This is a genomic window from Desulforhopalus glucosivorans, from assembly GCF_054397165.1.
Genome location: NZ_AP044854.1, coordinates 2672786 through 2695066, shown reverse-complemented (window position 1 = coordinate 2695066; position 22281 = coordinate 2672786). Strand labels below are relative to the sequence as shown.

Sequence of the window (22281 nt, the reverse complement as noted above, 5' to 3'; positions counted from 1 at the left end):
CAGTCCTGTGTAATGTGATAAATAGTGGCTGGCTTGGACTGCATAGGATTTCCTGAGAATAAAGATTAGCGTAGATTATGGAATAGGTTTTAACAATGGAAGGTGAAGAGTGAACTGGGTACTCCCCTGTTGGCCGCTGCTGTGAGCAATACGTCCTGACAGGTCCTTTGTGAGTTTGCTTACTATGGCAAGACCAAGTCCCGCATGGCCGTTGCCTTTTGTTGTAGTTCCGGCACGAAATATTGTATTGGCAATGGATGGAGGTACCCCGACACCATTATCAGATACGACGATTACAATTTCTCCGACTTCTTGTGATTTTGACTCAGGAATATGGCGGCAGAGGATTTCAATAGTACCGTTTTTTTCCAAACTCTCCACACTGTTTGTAATAAGGTTTCCGAGGATCTGTTTTAGAGGATTCTCCTCAGCCCACAGTGCTGGTAGGTGTGGAACAGGAGTATATTCAATAGAAATATTTACATTGGCAGCCAGAGATTGTTGATAAAGTGTAACTGTGTCCGTAAGTAATTTGTTAATATCTATGTATATATTAGCAGATTCCTCAGAAACGAGGGATAGATCTCCCAGTTGATTGCTGATGTTTGCAATTCTTTCGATTTCATTATTGATTATAGAGAGCTCTTGGTTGACCTGGGTGTCAATACCTGCTTTTTGGGCGAGGAGAGTAATGTAATTTTGAATAACTCCCAGTGGATTTGAAATTTCATGGGCGATACTTCTCGCCATTTCTTCTATAGCCGTAATCCTCTCTTGTGCAAAATTACTTGCATATTCTTCCTTAAGTGTTTCCTGATAGAGACGATTACCGACGTGACTACTTATGAGTTGGAGTGTTTCTTCTTTTTGGGCAATTAATTTGTTTTCAGATGTGAGCGAAATAAACAGTAAGCCCTGACTCTCCGGGGAAATTCTAACTGGGACAGCAAGTATAGAATCGTTGTTAAACGCGTTAACCAATGGGGCTAGTACAGATTCTTTTTCAGGGGGTGTTATAACTGTAACTCTGTTTAATTCATTGATGCTGGCGGAGCTGCCGTTTTCATCAATAAGACAAGTGTCACTGGTTACAACTACACCTGTTGTTTTAAGCTGTTTTGCAATGTTATTACGAAACGAGCCATGGAAAGTGAATGTGGTACCAGCAGGTTCTGGTAAGAGCAAGACGAGATCATTACAGTTAAATAACAGGGAAAGAGTTTCTTCTAAGGTGAGGAAAACACGATTAACTGTTTTGGCTTGGATTATATTATCCATAAAACCATACAATTGTGATCGAATTGCTATTTTATTCTTGAGTTGTTCCTGGTTTTCCTGATCGACCTGTGGTGATGTCGGGGCTTGTTCCGGTTCCTCAATCTTGATACCAAGAGACCCGGCCAAATCTTCAAGAGTGGCCACCTGCTCTTCAACTATTGCAGGTAGGGCGGTGGGAGCAATACAGAGGATAGAGGCATCCTTAATTGTCTGTTCGTCGGCAATATTTTGCTTTAGAGCTAAGGTGTTTGCAAGACGTAATATTCTTCCAAGAACACTGGTCTCTGTTTCTTCTCTTGCAATGCTGTGATGGTCTCTTACTGCAATCCCTAATTCTTCACTCAAATTCCAGCTATCCAGTAGCCATTTTCCAACGTCGGGATGTGAACAATCAAAATGTTCTTTTTCAGCAACGACGAGTTCATGATGGCTATATTCAGTAAGGAGTTTCTGGTATTGTTCACCAAGGTATTGGCAGAGCAGATATTTTCCTGTGTCGTGGAGTAGTCCTGTAAGGTAGGCCGCACCTGGATCGTCGTAGCCGCTTTTCTGGGCTATGGTTTTACTGAGGAGAGCGGTAAGAAGACTGTGATACCAGAACTGCTCACAATTAAAACCCTTTGGCTTTGAGTTTTTTGCAAAAACTTCATGTACGGTAACTGAGATAGCAAGGTTACGTACTGTGTCAACGCCCAGGAAAATAACCGCCTGATCAATATTTTTGAATTGGGATCGTGCGCCTAAAAAGGCAGAGTTGGCAAGCTGTAGGGTTTTAGTGGTAACTGTAATATCCTGGGCGACTGTCTGAGCAACAAGACGAATGTCCACTTCTTCTGATTTGCATATATCAATGAGTTGGATCAGAACCTGAGGGAGATGAGGGAGGGGGATTTCACTCAAGTTCTTTTTTAATGTTTTGTTGGAATTCAATGTCTTCGCTCGCAATGAAAATATAAATATGAATACTATTAGTGAGTTGTATCAAAGATTCAGAGTATGTCAAATTACTTTTTATTATTGTATCACAGTTAGAAAAAAAGCTAACATAAAGATTGTGTCAATTGGGCGAGGCTATTGATAATACAGGGTCAATTACAGCTACGGGGGGCGCGCTGCAATTGAGGTGTATGGGTGACTGAAAATTGTCCTGCAGGTTTACTCTTATTTTAATTAGAGTGAGGTTGAGTTACTCCGGGACCGGATATTATACTTCTTCCATCAAGGCCGGGGTGGAGGTGGAGTTGGACATCAATTCGATCTTTTAAAAGAGGGACATGAGATATTATTCCTATTATCTTCCCACGCTGTTGCAGGGTGCTCAAGGTCTCAAGGGCAATTTCAAGGGAATCCTCATCGAGTGTGCCGAATCCTTCATCTAAAAACAGAGAATCTATCTGTACTTTCTGACTGGCCATTGCAGAAAGCCCCAAAGCAAGCGCCAGGCTGATAATAAAGGTTTCCCCTCCAGAGAGGTTTGATGTCGAACGGATCTCTCCAGCCTGGTAGGCGTCTACTACTGTGAGTTCAAGAGGCGCGTCAATGGTTCGTCGTAAAAGATAACGATCGCTCATTTTTTCAAGGGTCTGGTTGGCGTGATTAACCATGAGCTCAAATGTGAGGCCCTGCGCAAAATTTCTGAATTTTTTCCCGTCAGCAGAACCAATGAGGCTATGGAGCTGTGCCCAGTGGTTACATTCAGTCTTTTGTCGTTCGTATAGTTCCTGCTTGTCTTTGAGGTTTGCTATATTTTTTTCGTAGCTACTAAGTTGTTCGGTTAATGCTCCAAGTTGCTGCTGCAACAGGCTCTGCTCAGTTGTTTGTTCAACCAACTGAGTTTTTAGGGTATCATAATTATGGGGTGTTAGCTGTTTTACTTCTTCTTCACTAATTGTTTCTTCAAGGTTTTTAAGCTTTGTTGTTGTTTCGTTAACATTATTTTCCATTGCATCAAGCCAGATCTTGAGCTGATTTCTCTGGTTGTCTTCCATCCTGGCTTGCAAAAAAAGATCCTCAGATGCAAAATTTGAATCTGCGAGCATTGCAGAAAACTTTCCTTCTTCAATCATCAGTTCTGCTGTTCGTTTGGCAATTGAGTGCTCCAGTTGTTGAGTGCGTTCATGGAGGATTGATCGTTGTTTGTCGGTATTCTGTAACTCTTCTTCTATTTTTCTTAGAGTGTTCTCACTATTTGTTACCTGAAGCTGCATCTCCTTTTCTACTTGTGAGGGATCTTTTTTGCCAAAGAGACTGGTTCTCCTGGTTACGCACGTTTGGTGTTCAGCGGATAGTGTTGCGAGCTGCTTTGTTAATTTGTTCTGTTCTTTGGAGTGCAACTCAATACTCTGTAGGGCCTTATCTTTTTCTGAGATATAATGTTGTAACAACTGTTGCTGTTCTAGCAGAGAGGCAACGGATTTTTTCCAGAGTAGTGTTTTTTGTCTCAGTTCCTGAAGGATTGAAGTAAAGGATTTTTGATCAGTTATTGCTGTACCTGTATAGGGGGCAATGAGTTCAGTAAGAGCTGCTTTCTGTTGGGATACCTCTTGCTGAGTTTCGTTGACTGTTGCAGTCAGAACGTCTACTTCGTTTTCAAGTTTTCCTCTTTTCTGCTGTAACTGTTGTAAGATATCCCTGTGGGATTGAAGTTCTTTACTCAGCTCCTTCTGTTGTTGTCCAAGACTTGCAAGATCCTGATTATATTCCTCCAGGGTTTGTATAGTCTGTTGATGGGTGACAATTCTTTCCTCTAAAGATTTCGTTTCTGAAGTGATGTCCTCTATTGGTGGTTTGTTCGACCGTTTTTTTCGAATTGCCTGTCCTAAGTCGGTTAATTTCTCACTCAGTTCTGTACTCCTGGCCTTGCTGTTATCAAGACTATATAGGATGCGGTGTAGTTCTATTTCTGTGGCTTGTTTTTTTTCTGTGAGTTCGCGCAGTTTTTGTTTTTCTGCATCCAGGTTCTGCTGAGCTGTATCTTTGCCTGGCTTTACGCTGGAACTGTATGGGTGATCCTGTGAACCACAGAGTGGGCAGGGGGTGTTGTCTTGCAGTTTCTCCCGTTCTTTTTCAAAACTTTCCAGTTTGTTTGCAAGAAGAACAAGCTCTTCCTTACTCTTTACAATGGTGGTTTGGAGTTCTAAGAGGTTATTCACCTCCACGAGCTCTTTCTGCTGCCCTCCCAACCGTTTTTTGAGGGTATCTTGGTTTGTTTGCTCTGTCTGTTTCTTGCCAGTAAGTTGTGTGTGTTCTTCAGTGATTTTTTGAAGTTCCCGCAGGTAAGATAGATCCATCTGAAGATCTTGAAGCCTGGTATACTTGGCTGGTATGCCATGGGGCGCAAGTTGTGTAACCTGTTTCTCTCTGGCTTCTATTGCCTGTATGACTATACCTTCCTGTTCTGCTATTTTTGCAATGGCAGCTATTTTTATGGCTTCACTTTCGGTCTGAGATACCAGTGATTTTCTGGTTGATTGAAGCAGGGATTGTTGCCTTTGTGTAACCTGAAAGAGTTGTTCTAGCTGTGCGGTTTTCTCCTCGATTCCAGAAAAGGTTTCAATAAGAGATTCATCCTTTGCATTGGTCTTCTGGTATGCCTTAATTTTTTCGCAAGACTCAAGGCTGATAGCGATATCTTTTTCAACCCCCTGTAATTTCTTTCTGGACGTATCAATTTCTTCATCCAAAGATGCGATGTTCTTTCTTATGGTTTCGATATTCTGAGAGGACTTTTCATTTTCATAATCCAGTTGTCGGACTATCGTTATTGTTCCAGCAGTGCTTTGTTGCTCTTTTATGTGTTTGTCCAGTAACTCCTTCGCATTGGTCCTCTGCTGCTTTAGTAGAACAAGCTTCTGATCGGTTTGTTGCAAAATATTTTTATGTGTTGAAAGCTGATGACGTTCGTCTTTTTGATTTTGCCGAAGAAGATTGAGGTGATTATAAGGTAGTTGAAGCTGATGGCTGCTATTTGCCAGTTCAAGCTGCTTTCTCTTGGGGGAATTTTCTTCCCATTGTTCTTTGAGTTTATTGGTCTCTTGCTCTAGTTCCTTTTTTTTATCTCTTAGCTTTACAAGGTTTTCGTGCCAGTGCAGGTTGATGTTTGTGAGTTGTATGTTTTTTTGAAGCTGACTAGTGGCTGTGATGAGCTTTTTTTGTTTATTCTTTATTATGATTAACTCTTCTTTATCCGGGATTTTAAAGCTTTCGAGTTCTTTTGTAAGGCTAAGAAGCTTAGTCTCTTCGTCTGTCTTACACTGATGAACCTGTTTAGAGATACAACTGTATATTTCGGTACCTGTAATTTGTTCAAGAATGGGGGCCCGCTGGTCAGAGCTTGCCTGAAGAAACTTACTGAACTCCCCCTGAGCCAGCAGCATGGAACGGGTAAACTGTTCAAAGTTCATACCGGTGGCATCAATGACCTCATCAGAAACATCTTTTAATTTTGAAGCGATGATTTTGCCGGTTTTTGCATCAGCAAATTCGTGTTTTGGGGGTTGTAGTTCTCCTGAACTTTTTTTACGAGATCGGTGTTGACTCCAGTGAACTCGATAGTTGCCTCGTATGGAGGAAAACTCCACCTCGGCAAAACACTCACCTGTTTGGCGACTCATGAGCTCATTTGTCGATTTACTAATTTGTTTCAGGCGAGGAGTTCGTCCATAGAGGGCAAGGCTAATGGCATCTAAGATTGTAGTTTTTCCGGCTCCGGTGGCACCAACAATTGCAAAAATACCACTGGAGGTGAAGTGGGGATCGCTAAAATCAATTAACCACTCGCCAGAAAGGGAATTTAAGTTTTTAAATCGTACTGTATGTATTTTCATTTACCCTGGAGCCTTAAAGTACTTTACTCTTGTTTACGTTTGAGCCGCTTGCAAAAGTGTCTTTTCGCCCAATCTTTTCGTTGTGTTCAAAATTTTATCCTCGGAATATTAAAGATATGCCTGTGGTAAAATTTTTCACATGCCTCAATCTTGAACGAAAATCCTATTTTTGCAAAAGGCTCGTTTGGTTAATCAATTTCCTGCTGTTGTAGGAGATCGACAGCCATATTGAATCGTAATAGTAATTCACTCGATTGAGGGGCTTTGATCTCATTTTGATCCAGACATCTATTGAAAACCTCGGTGACAGATAGTTCTTCAAGGGTTTCCTGGGGTTTTTCACTCGTAAGATAGGAGGCGATGATTCGGGTGTTCACAATTCGAAGGATTTCAAGCTGACTTCCTGAAATAGCCTGACGCAGATCCTCTTGAAGAGACGGTACAATCTCCTCACCCGTGTATTGTATTTCGAGCCAAATAGATTTATTGAGTTCTTTTAATCTTTCTAATTCCATGAGGAGTTGCTCCAGGCTACCCGATAGTTGTTCGAGGTGTTGGAAAGAGGGGACATCAAGAGTCTCGATCTGGTTAACTCTAGAGGTATATTCAACAATTATGACTTTCTTGGTTGTTTTTGCCTCCCCAAAACTCATGGGTAAGGGGCTGCCACAATATCTCATCGTTTCCCTTTGACCGACGAGTTGACTGCTATGGAGGTGTCCTAGGGCAAGGTAGTCAATTTCTTGAGGGAAGATAGAAGCTGGGACATGGGCAAGCGAGCCAACGTATAATTCCCGAACCCCGTCTCCGGTAACACTCTGGCCTCCGGCAGCAAACAGATGGCCCATGGCGATAATGGGGACTGAAGTATGAGCTGCTGCACGTAAATGAACGGCATTTCTGATGAGGTTTGTGTAGTGTTCCTCTACACCGGTAACCAGCTTCAGAGACTTTTCTTCCACCGTTTCGCCAGGACCTGTAAACCTGATATCCCGTTCTCGAAGGTAGGGGACTGCACAAACTATGAGCTGTAAATCACCTTTGTCATTCGTAATTGCAATAATTTCCCTGTCGATGTTATCACTAATTGCCCCAATAACATGGATATTCATTGTTTTTAAAATTCCGGCGGGGGCTTCTAAGAAAGTTGCTGAGTCATGATTGCCGGCAGTTATGACAATATGTCGGCATCCAGTTTGCTGGGCCATGGTGAGAAACTCATAGTAGAGATTCTGTGCCCAGTTACTAGGTGTTGTTGTGTCAAATATATCTCCTGCAATGAGGAGGACGTCAATTTTTTCACGGCTCAGAGTATCAATCATCCAGGTAAGAAAGCCTGAAAATTCTTCATTTCGTTTTCTACCATAGAGGGCGCGCCCTAGATGCCAGTCTGAGGTGTGGAGCAGTTTCATAGCGTTCAGGTCCATGGAGTTTATCTGGTAAAATCAATGACTCAAGCTATAGTAACAGTTGATAATTAATTTGGAAATATTTTGTCGCAGGTTCGAAAAAGAAGAGTCGAGTTGCAATTAGCTGAGGATTTTCTGTGAGGTTATGAAGTTACTGTGGTGGTTGGTGACTGGCTGATAAGAAGAGGCTAGACATAATCCCAACCAAGTGTTGGAAAGTGTTTTCTCGCGCAATCGGGGCAGAAACCATGGGAAATCAACGGATCGTTTGCAGAGAAGTCATTGTTGGCAAAGTGTTGCCAATTCATTTCAGATACCTTTGTTTTATTGCAAAAGGAGCAAAGAGTAACTGGCTGTATGTGGCATATGGTTGTATGTACTCCACATTGCTGGTTGGTATCGGGTATTGCAGTTGACATATATTTTCCTGTCTAAGAGCTTGTTGATTGTTCTTGTTACCATATTTATCTCCTTTATATTAATCATAAAATCAAACCGTACGGGGAAGGATGTGGTAAGGTTTTTTGATTTGATTTGATATGGAAAACTGTCATGCTAGATAAGAAATAAAAAAAGTGCTCTTAAACTGGGAAGGCGAGATAAAAACCAGGTCCTGAACGTTTAGAGGCTTTGGATGTACCCCACTTAAAAGATACGGTGCAGACTGCCAGGAGGGGGATTAAGAGTGATTGCATAATTTAGGTGAAAATTCTTACGGTCTACTATGCATTATTAGGGTATAAAGTGGTAATAAATTATTGTTGAAAAACATATGTGATGTGATGTTTAATGAAATCCCTCGCCTGTCTTCTCAAACTTATTCCAACCAAGGTTACTCCCGCGTTACATAAAGCAGAGCTGGCTTGTGATATTGACATAAAAGTGCAGTATATTACTCCATGAATAACTTTATTTATCTATTGTTGTTAACACTTGCAATATCAGTGGGTTCAACAAATTCTCTTCTTGCAGCAGGAGGTTTAGTAGGTCCGCAGGATAATACTGATGCAGTGTTATCTGGAACTATAACTCTGAGTGATGCAATACAGATTGCCCTGCAACAAAACAGATCGCTTGTTCGAGAGCAGTTAGGGCTTCAATCAACTGAGTTAACGCTCAAAAGTCTCGAGTCGGATTTTGATATTAAAGTTATGCCAACAGGGCTGCTTGGATATTCATCAGATGCCGATGACGCCTGGAGAGTGGGGGCGGCAATTAGTAAGAAAACATCTACAGGTATTGTGGCAAGCGTCATTCCAGAAATATCAAATGGGGAAGATGGAGATAACAGTGGGGTTGGTTTGTCCCTTAGCATTCCGCTTTTACGTGGACTGGGAGACCAGTACACAAGAAATGCTATCTATAGTGGTCAGTTTGCCCTGGAACAGGCCAAGCTTGAGTACTATAAACAGCAAAAAAATATTGTACTCCAGACTGTTACCGTAGTTTATGCAATTGTCCAAACTCAGCAAAAAGTTGACTTCCTGCAAGGACATTTAAAAAGTCTCAACAAGCATCTTGCTCTAGCAAAATTGAAAGAAAAAGCCGGAGTGATTACCGCAATTGATCTCTATCGCGCAGAAATTCGAATTCAGGAAGTACAGGATGAGTTAACAATTACCATAGAGCAGTATGAAAATAACCGTGATCAACTTAAAGAGATACTGGCACTACCAATAACAGGAAGTTTAACCGTTACAGCGCCCATAGATGTAATACCACTTGATCTTGTTGAAAGTGACACCATCGAAATTGCTCTTGACAATAGAATTGAGTTAGAACAAGGGCAGATGTCAATTGGTGAGTCAAAACGTCGGCTTGTTGTGGCCAAAAACAATCTTTTGCCAAGCCTCGACCTGGAAATTGGCTACAATAAATTTGGAGAGCAGGTTCTTTTTGATTTGCCTGAGGAGAGTTGGACCGTCTCTCTCAAAAGTGATACTGACATTTTTAGAAGGGTTGAGAAAAATGATTTCCAGGAAAGTAATATTCAGTACCGTCGAACTCTTATTAATTTCGAGGAAACAAAACAAAATATCATTCAAGAGGTACGAACTGAATTGAACCGGCTTGAAAAACAGGAAAAGCAGATAGCTATACGTAAAGAGCAGGCAAAGCAGGCACATGGGAAGCTCAGGCTTTCGGAAAGCAAATTTCGCCATGGGATGGCAGGCAATTTTGATCTGCTCGAATCACAGAGTGAGCTCCAGAGAGCCCAGACGGACCTCATATTTGACAGAATTGGTTATATCGTTGGTACATATAGGCTGCGATCTGTTATCGGTACACTGATAGATCGAAATGAGAGAGAGGGTGTTCAGTAATGAAAACAGTAGCATTGGTTTTTCTACTTCTCGTTTCAGCTGTTGCAGGAGCGTTGTATTTTCACCTCGGTGAGGCCGCTCCCAAAATTGACATCGTTGATGCAGCTGTAACCAGGCGAAGTTTTACAATTGATTTAAATGTTGTCGGAGTGCTGGATGCGGCTCAATCTCATATGGTCTCCTCTGAGATTAGGGATTCCAAGGGTAAGATTATTTATCTTATTGAAGACGGTGTCAGGGTGAAGAGTGGTGATGTGCTGGTGCGTCTTGATCCCGGGCCATATGAGAGCATGGTTAAACAGTTGAAAGCTGAAGCTACTGGTCTGGAAGCAGCTGTTCTGGCTTCCCAGCAGACCGTTAATTATGAAATTAACCAGGTTGAAAGCGAAATAGCTAATGCGAAGTATAACCTCAAGGTTGCTGAACTGGAGTATACCCGTCTGCGCGATGGAGACGGACCGCTAAAAATTTCTGCTTTGCAAGAAGAAAAAGATAAGGCAAAGCTGGAACTTCAGCGATATGAGGCCTTTTTTTCTGATCTTCAGGCTATGGAGAAAGATGGTTTTGACAACAAATCTGAGATGGCCACGGTAAAAGAAAAGATTGCCGTATATCGCGATAAGCTTGCTACTGCAAATGACAGGTATCTGAATTATAAAAAACATGTTCTTCCGGCACTTCTTCAAAGTGCTCTGGCTAAAAAGGAGAACAGCAATCTGTTGGTTGAACAGACAATTCAGGGGGGGAAACATAAAATAGCCAAGGCAAAAGCAACACTCATACAGATTGAAAGCAAAATGCAGGCTAAAAAAAATGGTTTGGAGTTTGCACAAAAAGAACTCGCAAATACGGTAATTCGAGCGCCTTTTGATGGTATCGTTATTCATTTTGAGACATTCAGGGATGGTCAGAAACGTAAACCGCGGGTGGGGGACGGTGTTTTTCCTAATCAGCCTATTTTGTATCTGCCTGACATCTCCAAAATGGTTGTGAAAACCAAGGCCCGTGAAATTGATCTTCATAAACTTGCTTTAGGGCAGAGGGGAGAGATACGTGTTGATGCCTATCCAGATGCTGTAGTTTCAGGAGATCTGACCTTCATTGGGGCTCTTGCCACTACGACTGACGACAGGGAGGGGCAGGAAAAATTTTTTCAGATACTATTCACTCTTAATCAGGAAGATAAAAGATTCAGACCCGGAATGACCTGCCAGGTCGAAATTGTATCCAAGTCTCTGGAAAATGTTTTAACTGTGCCACTTCAGGCTATTTTCCATGACAGGGGTACTGATTATTGTTTTGTTCGTAACGTCCTGGTCGGGTATGAGCGGAGAAAGGTTGTTGTTGGTGCTCAAAATGAAGACTTTGTTCAGATTGTTTCAGGATTGTCAGAGAAAGAACAGGTTAGTCTCGTTAAACAGGACCCAACATAATGGCAAACAATATGCTCGTACAGTTGACTGATATAAAAAAGTGTTACACTCTGGGAGGCAGTAGTGTCGAAGTATTGTCAGGTATAGATTGTGATATCCAAGAAGGTGATTTCATATCAATAATGGGTACTTCCGGTTCGGGAAAGACAACTCTGTTACACATTATTGGAACGCTTCTCAGTCCTGATTGTGGTCAGTATACTTTGAATGGGCGTGAGGTAAATACACTCTCTGATCGTGAGCGGTCCTGGATAAGAGCACACTGGATTGGTTATGTGTTTCAGACTTTTGATCTTATATCTGAACAGAATGTAATGCAAAATGTAGCTCTTCCATATCTGTATAGAGATGTTGATTCAACCCTCGTTAAAAGGCAGGTTGAAGCTGCAATTGACATTGTTGGTCTCAGCGGGAGGAAGTATCACCGTCCCGCAGAACTGTCTGGTGGTGAGATGCAGCGAGTTGCTATTGCAAGAGCTCTGTCAATTGAGCCCAAACTTATACTTGCAGATGAGCCCACGGGTAATCTCGATGAAGGTAACAGTAAAGAAATTTTATCTCTTTTTGAAATGTTGAATGCTAGAGGCGCCACAATTATCTTAGTGACCCATGACCCGCAGGTGGCAGCGATGAGTAAAAGGAATTTTACTATGCAAGGTGGTAGGTTAACCTGTTGATATGCTAAGTGCACTCAAATTTATTCCTGTGGCCTATACCTCTCTTTTGACCCATAAGCTGAGATCCTTATTGAGTGTTCTCGGCATTGTTTGTGGAGTTCTGGCCGTAATGGCAATGCTTTCAACAGGTGAGGGGGCAAAGAAGAAGGTGCTCTCTGAATTAGCGGGACTGGGCTTGGATAACATCTATGTATACCGGTCTACGGGGAATGGCGATACGCGTCAGCTTACGTCCACCGCTGGCAGCTATGGTCTGTCATGGCATGATATTCATCGCCTTACAAAACAAGATTATGTTGAACGTGTTGCTGGTATAAAAGAGATCGGCAAAGAGCCTTTTGGACTGGGAAAAAATGTAAGTGCCAAGGTGGTGTATGCAAGTCCAACGTATATGGATATAACGGGGAAAGAGCTTGGTTTAGGGCGTCAGATAGTGCCGGAAGATACAAAAAGAAACAATCAGGTTTGTGTACTGGGGGCTGATGTTGCAAAGGTTCTTGGTGCTGCAGGAAAGGTTGGACAATATCTGCGTCTAGATAACCAGCTTTATAAGGTCGTTGGTGTATTGGAAGATACAGAAAATGCTGGTGATGAGATTAAAGAGATTGCCAGAGAAGATAGTAATGAGATGGTTTTCTTATCTTTTCCTCTCTCTTTCATGAGCCGCGATGATTCCTTGAGTTCAAATCAGAATTCTCAGTTAAACCAGATTGTAGTGAACATAGCAGAAAATGTAGATGTTATTAAAGCTTCTGAGGCGATTGATCGGTTGCTCTATATAAATCATAATAGTGTTCGTGACTACAGTATGGTTGTGCCTCGCCAGCTCCTCAATCAGTCGCTGAAAACCCAGTCGGTTTTTAATATATTTCTCGCTGTCACAGGAGGAATATCTCTTTTTGTCGGCGGAATTGGAATTATGAATATTATGCTTGCTAACGTTTCAGAAAGAAAGCGGGAGATAGGCATACGTCGGGCTGTTGGAGCTACAAAGAGCCACATAGTACTCCAATTTTTGACTGAGTCTGTGCTACTGACTCTCGTTGGAGGCATTGCCGGATTGATTTCAGGTTTTGCTGTAGTTCTAATTATTGAGAGAATTGCCGGTTGGGCAGTAGAGGTGACATTGTTGTCTATTGCACTACCCTTTGGCTTGGCCATTTTTGCTGGTATATTTTTTGGGTTGTATCCCGCTATGCAAGCGGCTAATCTTGAGCCAATTAATGCGCTTAAATCTCTCTAGTTTGTCATTCTATGGCAGTAGCCAGTGCATGTAAGAGCTTGAACAAAAATTGAGCTGACACAGGAAAAACATAATACCAGCTCAACTTTTTCAAACAATTACTTTGTAATTGTCAATTTCCATGTACCTGCGGTGTTTACTAAAGTGACAGTATTTTTCACACCTTCTGCGAATGAACCTTGGTAGGTAGAATGGTTGTAATTTCTTAGTTCCAGAAAATACTCATTGAGTTTCCAGGCTCCACTACCAACGATATGATTCCCGTCTGAGATATACACATCATACTGATGAGAGCCTCCTGCATATAGAGTGTACGTTCCAGTATAGTTTCTTCCATCTGCCGAATGTGCCTCAGCTTGCCAGGTACCAACCATTTGATCAAGAGTCGGTGGAGTAGGGGGCGAATCAGAAGAACTACCACCAGCAAGGCCAGCAATTCCAGCAATAGCTACGGCACCAGCCCCGACACCAATTGCAATCTTCATTCCTGTGGACATCGGTTTATCGTCAACCTCTGGTGTCTCAGGTTCTGATTGAGATGAAGATTGTTCTTTAGAAACGACTTGATTTCCCACTGGGGGTTCTGCTTGTGGAGAGTTGGAGACTGATTTACTCTGATCTTTAAGGATAATAACTTCGGAACTATTATTGGTTTCAGCTGCCAGGGATGAAAACGGCGCTATTGGTAGCATTACAAAAGTTATTAAAATTGTAGATAATATGGTCTTTGTTAAAAAACATGATGTACTGCGTTTGCGCATGACGGTTTCTCTTCTGAAAAATGGACAAAATAACACTAAAATTGGCGTAGCTGTCATTTACACCCAACTATTCTAGCATGCAAGCTAAAACACTGGGTCTTGGAATAATACAGGGTTTTGCAGGGGAGACGTTCGGGAACAGAACTATACCACTTTATGGGGTAACACTTTTTAGGTAGGCGTAGATATCTGCGGCATCCTGATCAGAAATTTTTGATTCTGGGAAATAAGGCATGATAGGAGCATCAGTGCGTCGAAGTATACGAACAAAACTGCTATATCTCATATCAATACCTGCAATATTGATCGCTCGACCGTCATCTCCATTCATACCGTGGCACGCAGAGCAGTTGTGCATACTGTACCATCGTTTACCATTCTCACTTTCGCCGTCTGGTGCTCCACAGCTCGATAGACAGACAGTTACTAAAAGAGTAATAGCGGCTAAGCAACAACTTGATTTAATCTGCATTGTCATCACACTGTCTCATTTATTGAATGTTTATTAAATGTTGATACGAAAACACACATATACACCAAGAATAATTGAGGAAGAAAGGCACGGCAAGGAAAATGTCGGATCTAAGAGTCTTGGAGGGCAGATAAAAGTGAGATCTACATCTGAGAAAAATAGAGCAGTTCTAATTGTTGGAGTAGATCGTCTCTTGTGTTGCGCTGTTGATTGAGGAGAATTGCAAAAGGAACCGAGTGGTTATTTATCTTCAGGTAGCCACCATAGCAGTATACTCCATCAAGAGTCCCGCTTTTTACATAGAGTCCATTTTTTTGTGGGAGAATATTTTTATATGGCGCAAAATTCTCTAACACCCTGACAAGTCCACGGGCAGATATCTGGTTTTTGCGACTGAGGCCGGCCCCATCATAAATTGTAAACTGTTCAGACAAAAGACCGAGGTGGGTTAGAAGATAACTTTGTACCAGGTCCCTCGATTTTTCCCACGTAGCGGCGATGGTACCTTGCCTGCTACTGAAGTAAAGAAAGACCTGGTTTGCTATGAAATTATTAGAGTAAAGAAGGCATTCCCGCATAACTTCCTGTAAGGTTTTGCTGTTTTTATATTGAAGAACGGGGGAAAGACCTGGTGGAACAGTTTTTTTCTCAAATCTTTTTTCAACGATTACGCCCGCTATTTGAAGCTGTGCTTGAAATAACTCTCCCACATACTGTTCAGATGCAGACAGTTCTGTCTTGGTTTTAACCGAATTAATGTTAATTCGTTGTTTTCCTGGTTGTAAATCCTTTGCTGCCAACTGCATGATCTTAAGGGTAGGGGTCTGCGGTTCAGCCGATATGATGGTACCATCTGAAAGCTTGTTGATGGCAAGGCTATTAAAATTAACAGCAAGGGCTCCATTGGGTGCATCATATGGATTGTTGCTGTCAAGACTTCCTGGAGTTTTCTTACCAATACTATACGCGCTAAAATCAAGAAAAAGGCTCTGCACAGATGTAACGCCCAACTCTTTTAGCGAGTGTTGTAGCGAGTAGCAGAGGCGCAGGATTTCTTCAGAGGTTAAGAATGGATCTCCTAATCCTTTTATATAAAGGTTGCGGTTGCTATCTAAGTAGAGGTGGGTCTCAAAGCGAAAATCTGGTCCAAGTAGGTCAAAGGATGCGAGGGTGGTAATAATTTTGAGAGTTGACGCGGGAAGGAATAGCCTGTCTTCCTGGTAAGCGAGTGCTTTGTCCTCTGTTCCTAGAAGATAACCACCGTTTGTGATTAGTTCTGATAATGAATTTTTTTCGCTATGAGATACGGCTGATACATCAAGTACAAAAAAGAACATAAAAGATATAACAGCGAGTAGAAGTCCGGTGGCTGCTACTCGCTGTTGTTTTTTTCTTCTTATGTCATTTCTTCTGGGGCTCATCCTAGTCCAATTGTATCCAACCTTTTTTGACAATCTTCATGAGGGTAATATCCTCATCTGTAAGCTGTAGAATGCTTGATACTGCCTCAACTGGTTTTATGCCAGGCATTGCACTTTCAGCAATAATTTCAAGTTCAATGTCGTTGGAGCCGGTAAAGGCAATTTTTTCTATGAGTGGTCTAATATTGATTTCTTTAGTTTTGCCTTTGCGGGTTTTACTGATTGTAAAACTGCTTGCAGCAATAAAGGATTGCGCAGCCTCTTTCTGCTCCTGGCTCGCCTCCCTGTCTAAGTGTATTGAGTACGAGACCTTCATTTTCTGGGGGACCTTTCCAGAATGAAGCTCAATACCGTTTATTTCAAGTCCAGGAGCAAGGGTACTGTTCAGTTTTTTCTTGGTCGCCTCAGTGTCACTTAAAGGGGCTTTTAAATCCATAATAAAATATTCACCGTAACTCTCCGTGCCAACAGGAAGAGCAGGACCAAAGGACACCTTGGGTGAGGGGTTGAACCCCTGGCTGTAATTTGTCTCAATGTTTGCACGTTGAAGAGCCCTGAAGATAACCTGAAGAATCTCTAAGTGTCCAAGGTAGCAAATGTTACCAACACGTGAGTAGTGGACCAAATATTTAAAATGCCCTTCAACTGGCTCACGTTTAACAGTTACCTCGGCTCTTTCAGGCGGGGCCATTTCACCCTTACGATTATGCACAATTGGAAGGATGGTATCAAAATCGCACAGGCCACATTTTTGACAGGCATGATAACGACAATCTGGTGTATAGCCTTCCGCCTTTCCTTTTTCGAGTTCATCTTTAAAGAACTGGGTATCAACTCCTGTTTGCAGGTGATCCCATGGCAGAATCTCATCGAGGTCTCTTGCTCGTAAATATGTATCCATTGAAAGGTCGCAGTTTTGAGCTGCAAGATACCAGACATCAATATTGAAATGTTCTGTCCATCCGTCGAGCCGTGCCCCATTTTTCCATGCATTTTCTATTAGAGCTGCGAGTCTTCTGTCCCCTCGCGAGAACACACCTTCAAGATAGCTTACCCTGGGATTGTGGTATCTGAGATTAGCACCTTTTTTAGGAAGGTTATCGCTTAAACTCCGGAAATTGGCTGTACTTTCTTCAATGGTGAGTTGCTTTTCCCACTGAAATGGGGTGTGGGGTTTAGGGACAAAGGTTCCAACACTGACATTGATCTGTTTTTTTCCTTTACCGGCGCCGCCACCTCTTGTGGCGAGCATCTTGCGAACAAGGTCAACAATACCGTCGATATCGTCCTGGGATTCGGTGGGGAGACCAATCATAAAGTAGCACTTAATGATACGCCAACCGAGTTCAAACGCTTCAGTGCAAGTGTTAAGAAGATCCTCTTCAGTAATGCCCTTGTTGATGACTCTTCTAAGTCGTTCACTTCCGGCCTCAGGTGCCAGGGTAAACCCTGTTTTACGAACGCGCTTCACCTGCTCCATAATGGAAGGGGTCAGGGTTCCGACTCGCATGGAAGGCATAGCCACAGAAACATATTTGTCGGCAAATTCATCCATCAGAGGAGTTAATACCTGCTCAAGGCAGGAATAATCACCTGTTGAAAGAGAGAGCAGAGCGAGTTCATCAAACCCGGAGTTTTCAATGGACTCTTTAGCCAGTGCCATTACGTTCTCTACGGAGCGTTCTCTGACTGGGCGGTAGGTTATTCCAGCCTGGCAAAATCTACATCCACGGGTGCACCCACGGGCAACTTCAATGCCAAGTCTGTCGTGGACAATTTTTGCATTTGGTACCAGGGGGTTTTTAAGGTGCTCAATGTCATCGAGGCTTGCAAGAATTCGGCGTGTTACACGTTTATCGGCCCCAGTCTTATGAATAATTGCAGAAATGGGGTGTTCAGGTGTGGTTGTGTCGTATTCAACCTGATAGTGGTTTGGAATATATACACCTTCAACTTTCGCAAGTTTATCAAGTAGGTCTTCTTTACTGTCACAGGTCTTTTTATTTTCGGCTATGAGTGCAGCAATCTCAATAAGTGCTTCTTCTCCGTCACCTAAAAGGATTGCATCAAAAAAATCAGCCACTGGTTCCGGGTTGAGTGAACATGCTCCGCCAGCCAGTAAAATTGGGTGCGTTGCATCCCGGTCTTTACTGTAAAAAGGGATATTGGCCAGATCGAGGACAGTCAGAATATTGGTATAACAGAGTTCATATGGTAAGGTGAATCCCAGCACATCGAAATCGATCAGGGGACGTCCGTTTTCAAGGCTGGTTAGGGGAGCACCTTTCTCACGCAATAATTTTTCAACATCGGTGTCAGGGCAATAACAACGTTCAGCCAGGAATTCGTCTTTTTTGTTTAAAAGATGATATAGTATTTGTAAGCCCTGGTGTGACATTCCTATTTCATAGAGGTCAGGAAATATAAAAGCAAACCTGGCACTTGCTTCGGTCCAATTTTTCTGGATTGAATTGAATTCATGGCCGAGGTAGCGACCGGGTCTGTTTATAGCTGATAGGATTCTACGATCTGTCATTGGTGGTCCGTTGGATTGTTAACTGAATCTCAGGCGGAGGGCCTGTACTTTCAGAGGAAATTGTTTAAATTACGCACTTCCATTTACTGAAATTTGGTTGACTTTTCAAGTATGGATGAGGTAATCAAAGAAGTTGAACATAATTCTTCTTATAAGCATACGTTTTAATATAAAAAAAGGATCTATCTGATGAAATTGGTGTCACTGTTGGCTGTAGCAATTATTGGTTTGTTTCTTTTTTCACCATCACTATTGCTGGCAGAATCAGAAAGCCTCGTAGAGATTGAATCAATTGCTCACTCTAAACAATCAGAAGAGCAGGAGACAGTTCAGTTTAAACTTGCAGCAGAAATTCCTGTACGTATGTTTGCCTTAAAAGGTGATCGTCCTCGCTTAGTAATAGATTTCCCTGAAGCAATATATAAGGGACAAAATGTTATAGCTCTAGCCGATGGCGAGCTGGCCAATACTATTCGTATCGGATTGCATAAGGAACCTAAGAGTAAAGCCAGAATAGTTATCGATCTCTCTAAATCGTACGCTGTGGACTATAAACATAGTTTTCTAGAAAGCGAGAACCTTCTTGAGGTTGTGTTACGTCGGGGAGAGAAGCTGGAGACTGTAGCAGCAGTGGCGGAGAAAAAAGAACCAGCCAAAAAAGAAGTAGTATCGGAACCGGTAAAGAGTGAGCTTGTCGGAGATAAGGCTGCAGTAGTAAAGACTCCAGCAGCGGTGGAAACGCCGAAAGTTGTAGAAGAACCGGTTGTTAAAGAGGCTCCTGCTATGATGGAAAAAGTCATGGCAAAGGAACTTGACTCCCGCCCCGTTGACGAAAAGCCGATTCCACCAGCGGTTATGGTAGTTGCTGAGGAGCAAACTGTAGCTGATACTGGTGATGTACCGCCTGGATTACCACAGCTTCTAGAGGTTTCTTTTGATGATTCTTCAAACAGGGGTGAAATGGTCCTCTTTCATCTCAACGATTTCTTTCCCCCAACTGTCTCGGCTCTTGAGAAAAACAAACCACGTATACTCTGCGATTTTAAAAATATGCGTTTAAGTAGAGATGTACAGACAACGATCGATGCCAAAGGAAAATATGTAGAAGGAATCAGAACTGCATATCATGCTGACAAGGATAAGGTTCGTGTCGTCCTCGATCTTTCCCCGGATCGCGACTACGACTTACAACAGGTGTTTTTCAAAAATGATAACCTGTTCGTCCTCATTGTAAATGAACTTCCTGCTGAGAATACAGCTCAATAGTTTTTTGTTTGAAAATTGACATTATACATCATGGCATGAGCAGGTAAGAATCTTTGTGGATTGTTACCTGCTGGTGGTACGCGAGGATTATTACGAAAATCTAATCCCCTCTTCCAGTTTCAGCTACCAGGTGGCTAGGGTCGGTAACGCTGCAAATAACCTTTTGGTGGTTTGAGATGAAATTTTTTCAAATCAGAGGAAAGTTCAACATCAGAAAATTTCAGATTAATGAATGTTCCATAGTCCAGGCCTGAAATAGCAATGTTCTGTGGTTGAGTACAGGCCTCTTCCTGATAAAAATCGCTATAAACAATAGTGGCCAGTGGTTTTTCCTTCCTTGTCTCTATTATACGTTCAATAATGAGTCTTTTCTCTGTATCGATGAGGATGTGGGAAATATTTCCAGCCCCTCTGTTGTCTGGCAGCGTCACCCACATACCCCGTTGTTCCTTGTCAGGGCTGATGTCGCTGACGTACTCAGTGGCAATACTGTTTCTTCCTGTAATCCAGTCGTCCCACCTGCCTTTTAAAAAGTAGATGGGGAGTTTGTTTCTAAGGGCAAAGGCGGTCATTCCTCCGGAACTATAGATCGACTCCAGAGTGTTAATCACCTGGTACGACTTTTGGTTACCAGCTATTATTATCAGAGGTTGGCCAAGGGGGTTGCTTGCAACAAACTTATAGTTTGGCCCTGACGAATATTGTAAAAATCCAGCAAATGTCCTTTTACCTAAGGGAGTTGAGTACTCAACGGTGAGATCAGATTGAAACCCTTTGTTGCATTTTGCGCCCTGTGCAGTGAGCTCTTCTACGAGCTGTAAGCCTGCGTCATATTCCTTCTCTTCAAAGGAACTACCCCAAGGTTTGTGGGCACAGCCGCTTATGGTAAGTGATGCACAGAGGAGGAGGTAAGGGAAAATCTTTTTTGAGAACTGTTTACTTTTTACGGGTTGCATCAATCTTCTCTTTAACTACTGTTTTTTTATCTTTATCTTCAAAGAGTTCATATGCCTTTTCATAGGCGTAGGTTGCTTTTGTGTTTTCCCCTAGAGCACCATAGGCGTCTCCAAGATGTTCAAATATGTGCGGGTCATTGGGTTGCAGTTCAACCGCATGCAGAAGGGCTTCTACTGCATCTTCAAACCGTCCCATACGAAAGTATACCCAGCCAAGACTGTCGATGATAAAGCCGTTTTCAGGTTTCAGCTCTATGGCCTGAAGAATATAAGTAAGTGCCTCATCGAGGTTGTGATTCTGGTCGGCCCAGCTGTATCCTATAAAATTAAGCGCATCAGCATGGTTGGGCTGCAGTTCCAAAACCTTCTGCATCTCAACAATAGCCTCATTAGTACGGCCGCTTCTTTCCAGTAACAAGCCGAGTTCAAAATGGAGTTGATGGTTTTTGGAAAAGATTCTTGTCCCTTCTTCAAGCGTTGTGAGGGCCAACTCCTTACGGTTATCATCTAAATAGATAGATGATAACAGGGCGTAGAAGAGGGGACTGCTGGTCTCTTCTGTCTGGAGGTTCTTTGTGAGTAATGTGATAGCATCCGCAGTTTTTTGCTGTTTACCATAGATCTTTACCTTGAGATATACAGCCTCTTCATACATGCTGCTACTCGGAGCAATCCTGTCGACATAACTGAGACTATCAAGGTAGTTGCCCTGCTGGTAGGCAAGCAGTGCCAGCATATACCTTGCCTCATAGGCTTCAGGGTTTATTTCAAGCTGTTGTAAAATAACAAGCGCCTCGTCAGTTCTCTCCTGTTGCAGGTACACCTTACTGATAATAATATCAATTTTCTCAGGTTGTTCACTAAAGAGTCGAACCTGTTGAAGTTGTTCATCCGCCTCTTTGAGTCGCTCGAGATCAAGAAGACTCTGGATACGGCTGAGCCATGCACGTTCGTCAAATCTGTCGTTGTCGGTAATGGTCGTAAATATACGGAGAGCATTGTCATATTCATTACGGCTTGAGTAGAGATAGCCAATTTCAAATGCCAGCTCTTTAGACCAGTTGAGAGATAAGGCCTTCTCATACAGTTCACTCGATTCATTGTACTCATGATTTTGGTTGAGTAGGCGGGCAAGGGATAGAGCGGTAAAGTAGGAGTTGGGATTATGCTTTAAGAGGTCCCTGAAAATGGTTTCAGCCGTGTCATAATCCCCAAGATGGGTGTAGAGGATACCAAGGCGGGTGTTGACTGGTTCGTTATCCGGCTCAAGAGTAAGGATTGCTGCATAGAGATTTACCGCCTCTTGTATTCGTTCCTGCTGTACATAGATATTGGCTAGAAAGAGCAGATAGGTCGTATTCTCCGGTTCTTCTTCAATTGCAGCAGTAAGCCATGCTGCGGCTGTGTCAAAATCCCCCATCTTAAGCATGAGGATGGGAAGTTTCTCTTTAATATACGTAGCGCTGGGATCACAGATGAGTGCTTTTTCATAGGCTTCAAGGGCTTCAGAATAATGTTCGGAGTATTCTGCATGAGTTCCCCAGAGGAAATAGAAGGAGGAACATGAAAAGTCGACTTGATCAGGTGGGGGAGCGACCGTTGGAGTGAGTTCCGCCTGTTTTTCACTGCAACTCGTCAGAAACAACAGGGTAAGAATAAGCAGGCGAAAGTATTTCATC

General features: G+C 42.5%; 15 protein-coding genes. 5 read left to right on the top strand and 10 right to left on the bottom strand.

Features of this window, described 5'->3' with window-relative positions; all coding sequences use genetic code 11:
• Positions 1 to 75: 75 nt before the first annotated feature.
• The 4 genes from ACX6CI_RS11700 to ACX6CI_RS11685 form a co-directional block, all read right to left on the bottom strand.
• Positions 76 to 2178, bottom strand: a complete 2103-nt coding sequence (locus ACX6CI_RS11700; protein WP_458778340.1) for an HDOD domain-containing protein — start codon at positions 2176 to 2178, stop codon at positions 76 to 78.
• Between the two features lie 266 nt (positions 2179 to 2444).
• Complete coding sequence (locus tag ACX6CI_RS11695; RefSeq protein ID WP_458778339.1) at positions 2445 to 6104, bottom strand: AAA family ATPase; 3660 nt, start codon at positions 6102 to 6104, stop codon at positions 2445 to 2447.
• A 188-nt stretch (positions 6105 to 6292) separates the two neighbouring features.
• Complete coding sequence (locus ACX6CI_RS11690; protein ID WP_458778338.1) at positions 6293 to 7531, bottom strand: exonuclease SbcCD subunit D C-terminal domain-containing protein; 1239 nt, start codon at positions 7529 to 7531, stop codon at positions 6293 to 6295.
• Positions 7532 to 7701: 170 nt separating this feature from the next.
• Entirely contained in the window at positions 7702 to 7932 is a 231-nt protein-coding gene (locus ACX6CI_RS11685; protein ID WP_458778337.1) for a hypothetical protein, read from the bottom strand.
• Positions 7933 to 8412: 480 nt separating this feature from the next.
• On the opposite strand from ACX6CI_RS11685, the gene ACX6CI_RS11680 reads away from it, so the two are divergent.
• Genes ACX6CI_RS11680 through ACX6CI_RS11665 form a run of 4 tightly spaced genes read left to right on the top strand, consistent with a single transcriptional unit; the run spans position 8413 to position 13190 of the window.
• A complete protein-coding gene (locus tag ACX6CI_RS11680; RefSeq protein WP_458778336.1) occupies positions 8413 to 9837 on the top strand; it encodes a TolC family protein in 1425 nt (474 codons plus the stop codon).
• Positions 9837 to 11270 carry an efflux RND transporter periplasmic adaptor subunit gene (locus ACX6CI_RS11675; RefSeq protein WP_458778335.1) on the top strand — a complete coding sequence of 478 codons (1434 nt, stop codon included), beginning with the start codon at positions 9837 to 9839 and terminating at the stop codon, positions 11268 to 11270. The genes ACX6CI_RS11680 and ACX6CI_RS11675 overlap by 1 nt, the downstream gene beginning before the upstream one ends.
• Positions 11270 to 11947: an ABC transporter ATP-binding protein gene (locus ACX6CI_RS11670; RefSeq protein WP_458778334.1), complete on the top strand. Its 678-nt coding sequence runs from the start codon at positions 11270 to 11272 to the stop codon at positions 11945 to 11947. Before ACX6CI_RS11675 ends, ACX6CI_RS11670 begins: the two co-directional genes overlap by 1 nt.
• Position 11948: 1 nt before the next feature.
• Positions 11949 to 13190, top strand: coding sequence for an ABC transporter permease (locus ACX6CI_RS11665; protein ID WP_458778333.1), 1242 nt, complete (start codon positions 11949 to 11951; stop codon positions 13188 to 13190).
• Between the two features lie 98 nt (positions 13191 to 13288).
• Here the strand turns inward: ACX6CI_RS11665 and ACX6CI_RS11660 are convergent, their stop codons facing one another.
• From ACX6CI_RS11660 to ACX6CI_RS11645, 4 genes are all read right to left on the bottom strand, one after another.
• On the bottom strand, positions 13289 to 13951 hold the full coding sequence (locus tag ACX6CI_RS11660) for a hypothetical protein (RefSeq protein ID WP_458778332.1): 663 nt from the start codon (positions 13949 to 13951) through the stop codon (positions 13289 to 13291).
• Between the two features lie 154 nt (positions 13952 to 14105).
• Positions 14106 to 14429 (bottom strand): c-type cytochrome, encoded by a 324-nt coding sequence (locus tag ACX6CI_RS11655; protein ID WP_458778331.1) that lies wholly within the window; start codon positions 14427 to 14429, stop codon positions 14106 to 14108.
• A gap of 137 nt (positions 14430 to 14566) precedes the next feature.
• Complete coding sequence (gene dacB / locus ACX6CI_RS11650) at positions 14567 to 15844, bottom strand: D-alanyl-D-alanine carboxypeptidase/D-alanyl-D-alanine endopeptidase (RefSeq protein ID WP_458778330.1); 1278 nt, start codon at positions 15842 to 15844, stop codon at positions 14567 to 14569.
• A 1-nt stretch (position 15845) separates the two neighbouring features.
• On the bottom strand, positions 15846 to 18380 hold the full coding sequence (locus tag ACX6CI_RS11645) for a TIGR03960 family B12-binding radical SAM protein (RefSeq protein ID WP_458778329.1): 2535 nt from the start codon (positions 18378 to 18380) through the stop codon (positions 15846 to 15848).
• Positions 18381 to 18569: 189 nt separating this feature from the next.
• On the opposite strand from ACX6CI_RS11645, the gene ACX6CI_RS11640 reads away from it, so the two are divergent.
• Positions 18570 to 19646: an AMIN domain-containing protein gene (locus tag ACX6CI_RS11640; protein WP_458778328.1), complete on the top strand. Its 1077-nt coding sequence runs from the start codon at positions 18570 to 18572 to the stop codon at positions 19644 to 19646.
• Between the two features lie 134 nt (positions 19647 to 19780).
• Here ACX6CI_RS11640 and ACX6CI_RS11635 read toward each other — a convergent pair whose 3' ends face one another.
• Positions 19781 to 20602, bottom strand: coding sequence for a hypothetical protein (locus ACX6CI_RS11635; protein ID WP_458778327.1), 822 nt, complete (start codon positions 20600 to 20602; stop codon positions 19781 to 19783).
• A complete protein-coding gene (locus ACX6CI_RS11630) occupies positions 20583 to 22280 on the bottom strand; it encodes a tetratricopeptide repeat protein (protein WP_458778326.1) in 1698 nt (565 codons plus the stop codon). Before ACX6CI_RS11630 ends, ACX6CI_RS11635 begins: the two co-directional genes overlap by 20 nt.
• Position 22281 lies beyond the last annotated feature (1 nt).

Excerpts from the sequence above, each read along its gene's own strand:
- ACX6CI_RS11640 (WP_458778328.1), top strand. The coding sequence starts at position 18,570 with ATGAAATTGGTGTCACTGTTGGCTGTAGCAATTATTGGTTTGTTTCTT.
- ACX6CI_RS11685 (WP_458778337.1), bottom strand. The coding sequence starts at position 7,932 with ATGTCAACTGCAATACCCGATACCAACCAGCAATGTGGAGTACATACA.
- ACX6CI_RS11635 (WP_458778327.1), bottom strand. The coding sequence starts at position 20,602 with ATGCAACCCGTAAAAAGTAAACAGTTCTCAAAAAAGATTTTCCCTTAC.
- ACX6CI_RS11680 (WP_458778336.1), top strand. The coding sequence starts at position 8,413 with ATGAATAACTTTATTTATCTATTGTTGTTAACACTTGCAATATCAGTG.
- ACX6CI_RS11670 (WP_458778334.1), top strand. The coding sequence starts at position 11,270 with ATGGCAAACAATATGCTCGTACAGTTGACTGATATAAAAAAGTGTTAC.
- ACX6CI_RS11695 (WP_458778339.1), bottom strand. The coding sequence starts at position 6,104 with ATGAAAATACATACAGTACGATTTAAAAACTTAAATTCCCTTTCTGGC.
- ACX6CI_RS11655 (WP_458778331.1), bottom strand. The coding sequence starts at position 14,429 with ATGACAATGCAGATTAAATCAAGTTGTTGCTTAGCCGCTATTACTCTT.
- ACX6CI_RS11630 (WP_458778326.1), bottom strand. The coding sequence starts at position 22,280 with ATGAAATACTTTCGCCTGCTTATTCTTACCCTGTTGTTTCTGACGAGT.
- ACX6CI_RS11665 (WP_458778333.1), top strand. The coding sequence starts at position 11,949 with ATGCTAAGTGCACTCAAATTTATTCCTGTGGCCTATACCTCTCTTTTG.
- ACX6CI_RS11675 (WP_458778335.1), top strand. The coding sequence starts at position 9,837 with ATGAAAACAGTAGCATTGGTTTTTCTACTTCTCGTTTCAGCTGTTGCA.
- dacB (WP_458778330.1), bottom strand. The coding sequence starts at position 15,844 with ATGAGCCCCAGAAGAAATGACATAAGAAGAAAAAAACAACAGCGAGTA.
- ACX6CI_RS11660 (WP_458778332.1), bottom strand. The coding sequence starts at position 13,951 with ATGCGCAAACGCAGTACATCATGTTTTTTAACAAAGACCATATTATCT.
- ACX6CI_RS11690 (WP_458778338.1), bottom strand. The coding sequence starts at position 7,531 with ATGGACCTGAACGCTATGAAACTGCTCCACACCTCAGACTGGCATCTA.
- ACX6CI_RS11645 (WP_458778329.1), bottom strand. The coding sequence starts at position 18,380 with ATGACAGATCGTAGAATCCTATCAGCTATAAACAGACCCGGTCGCTAC.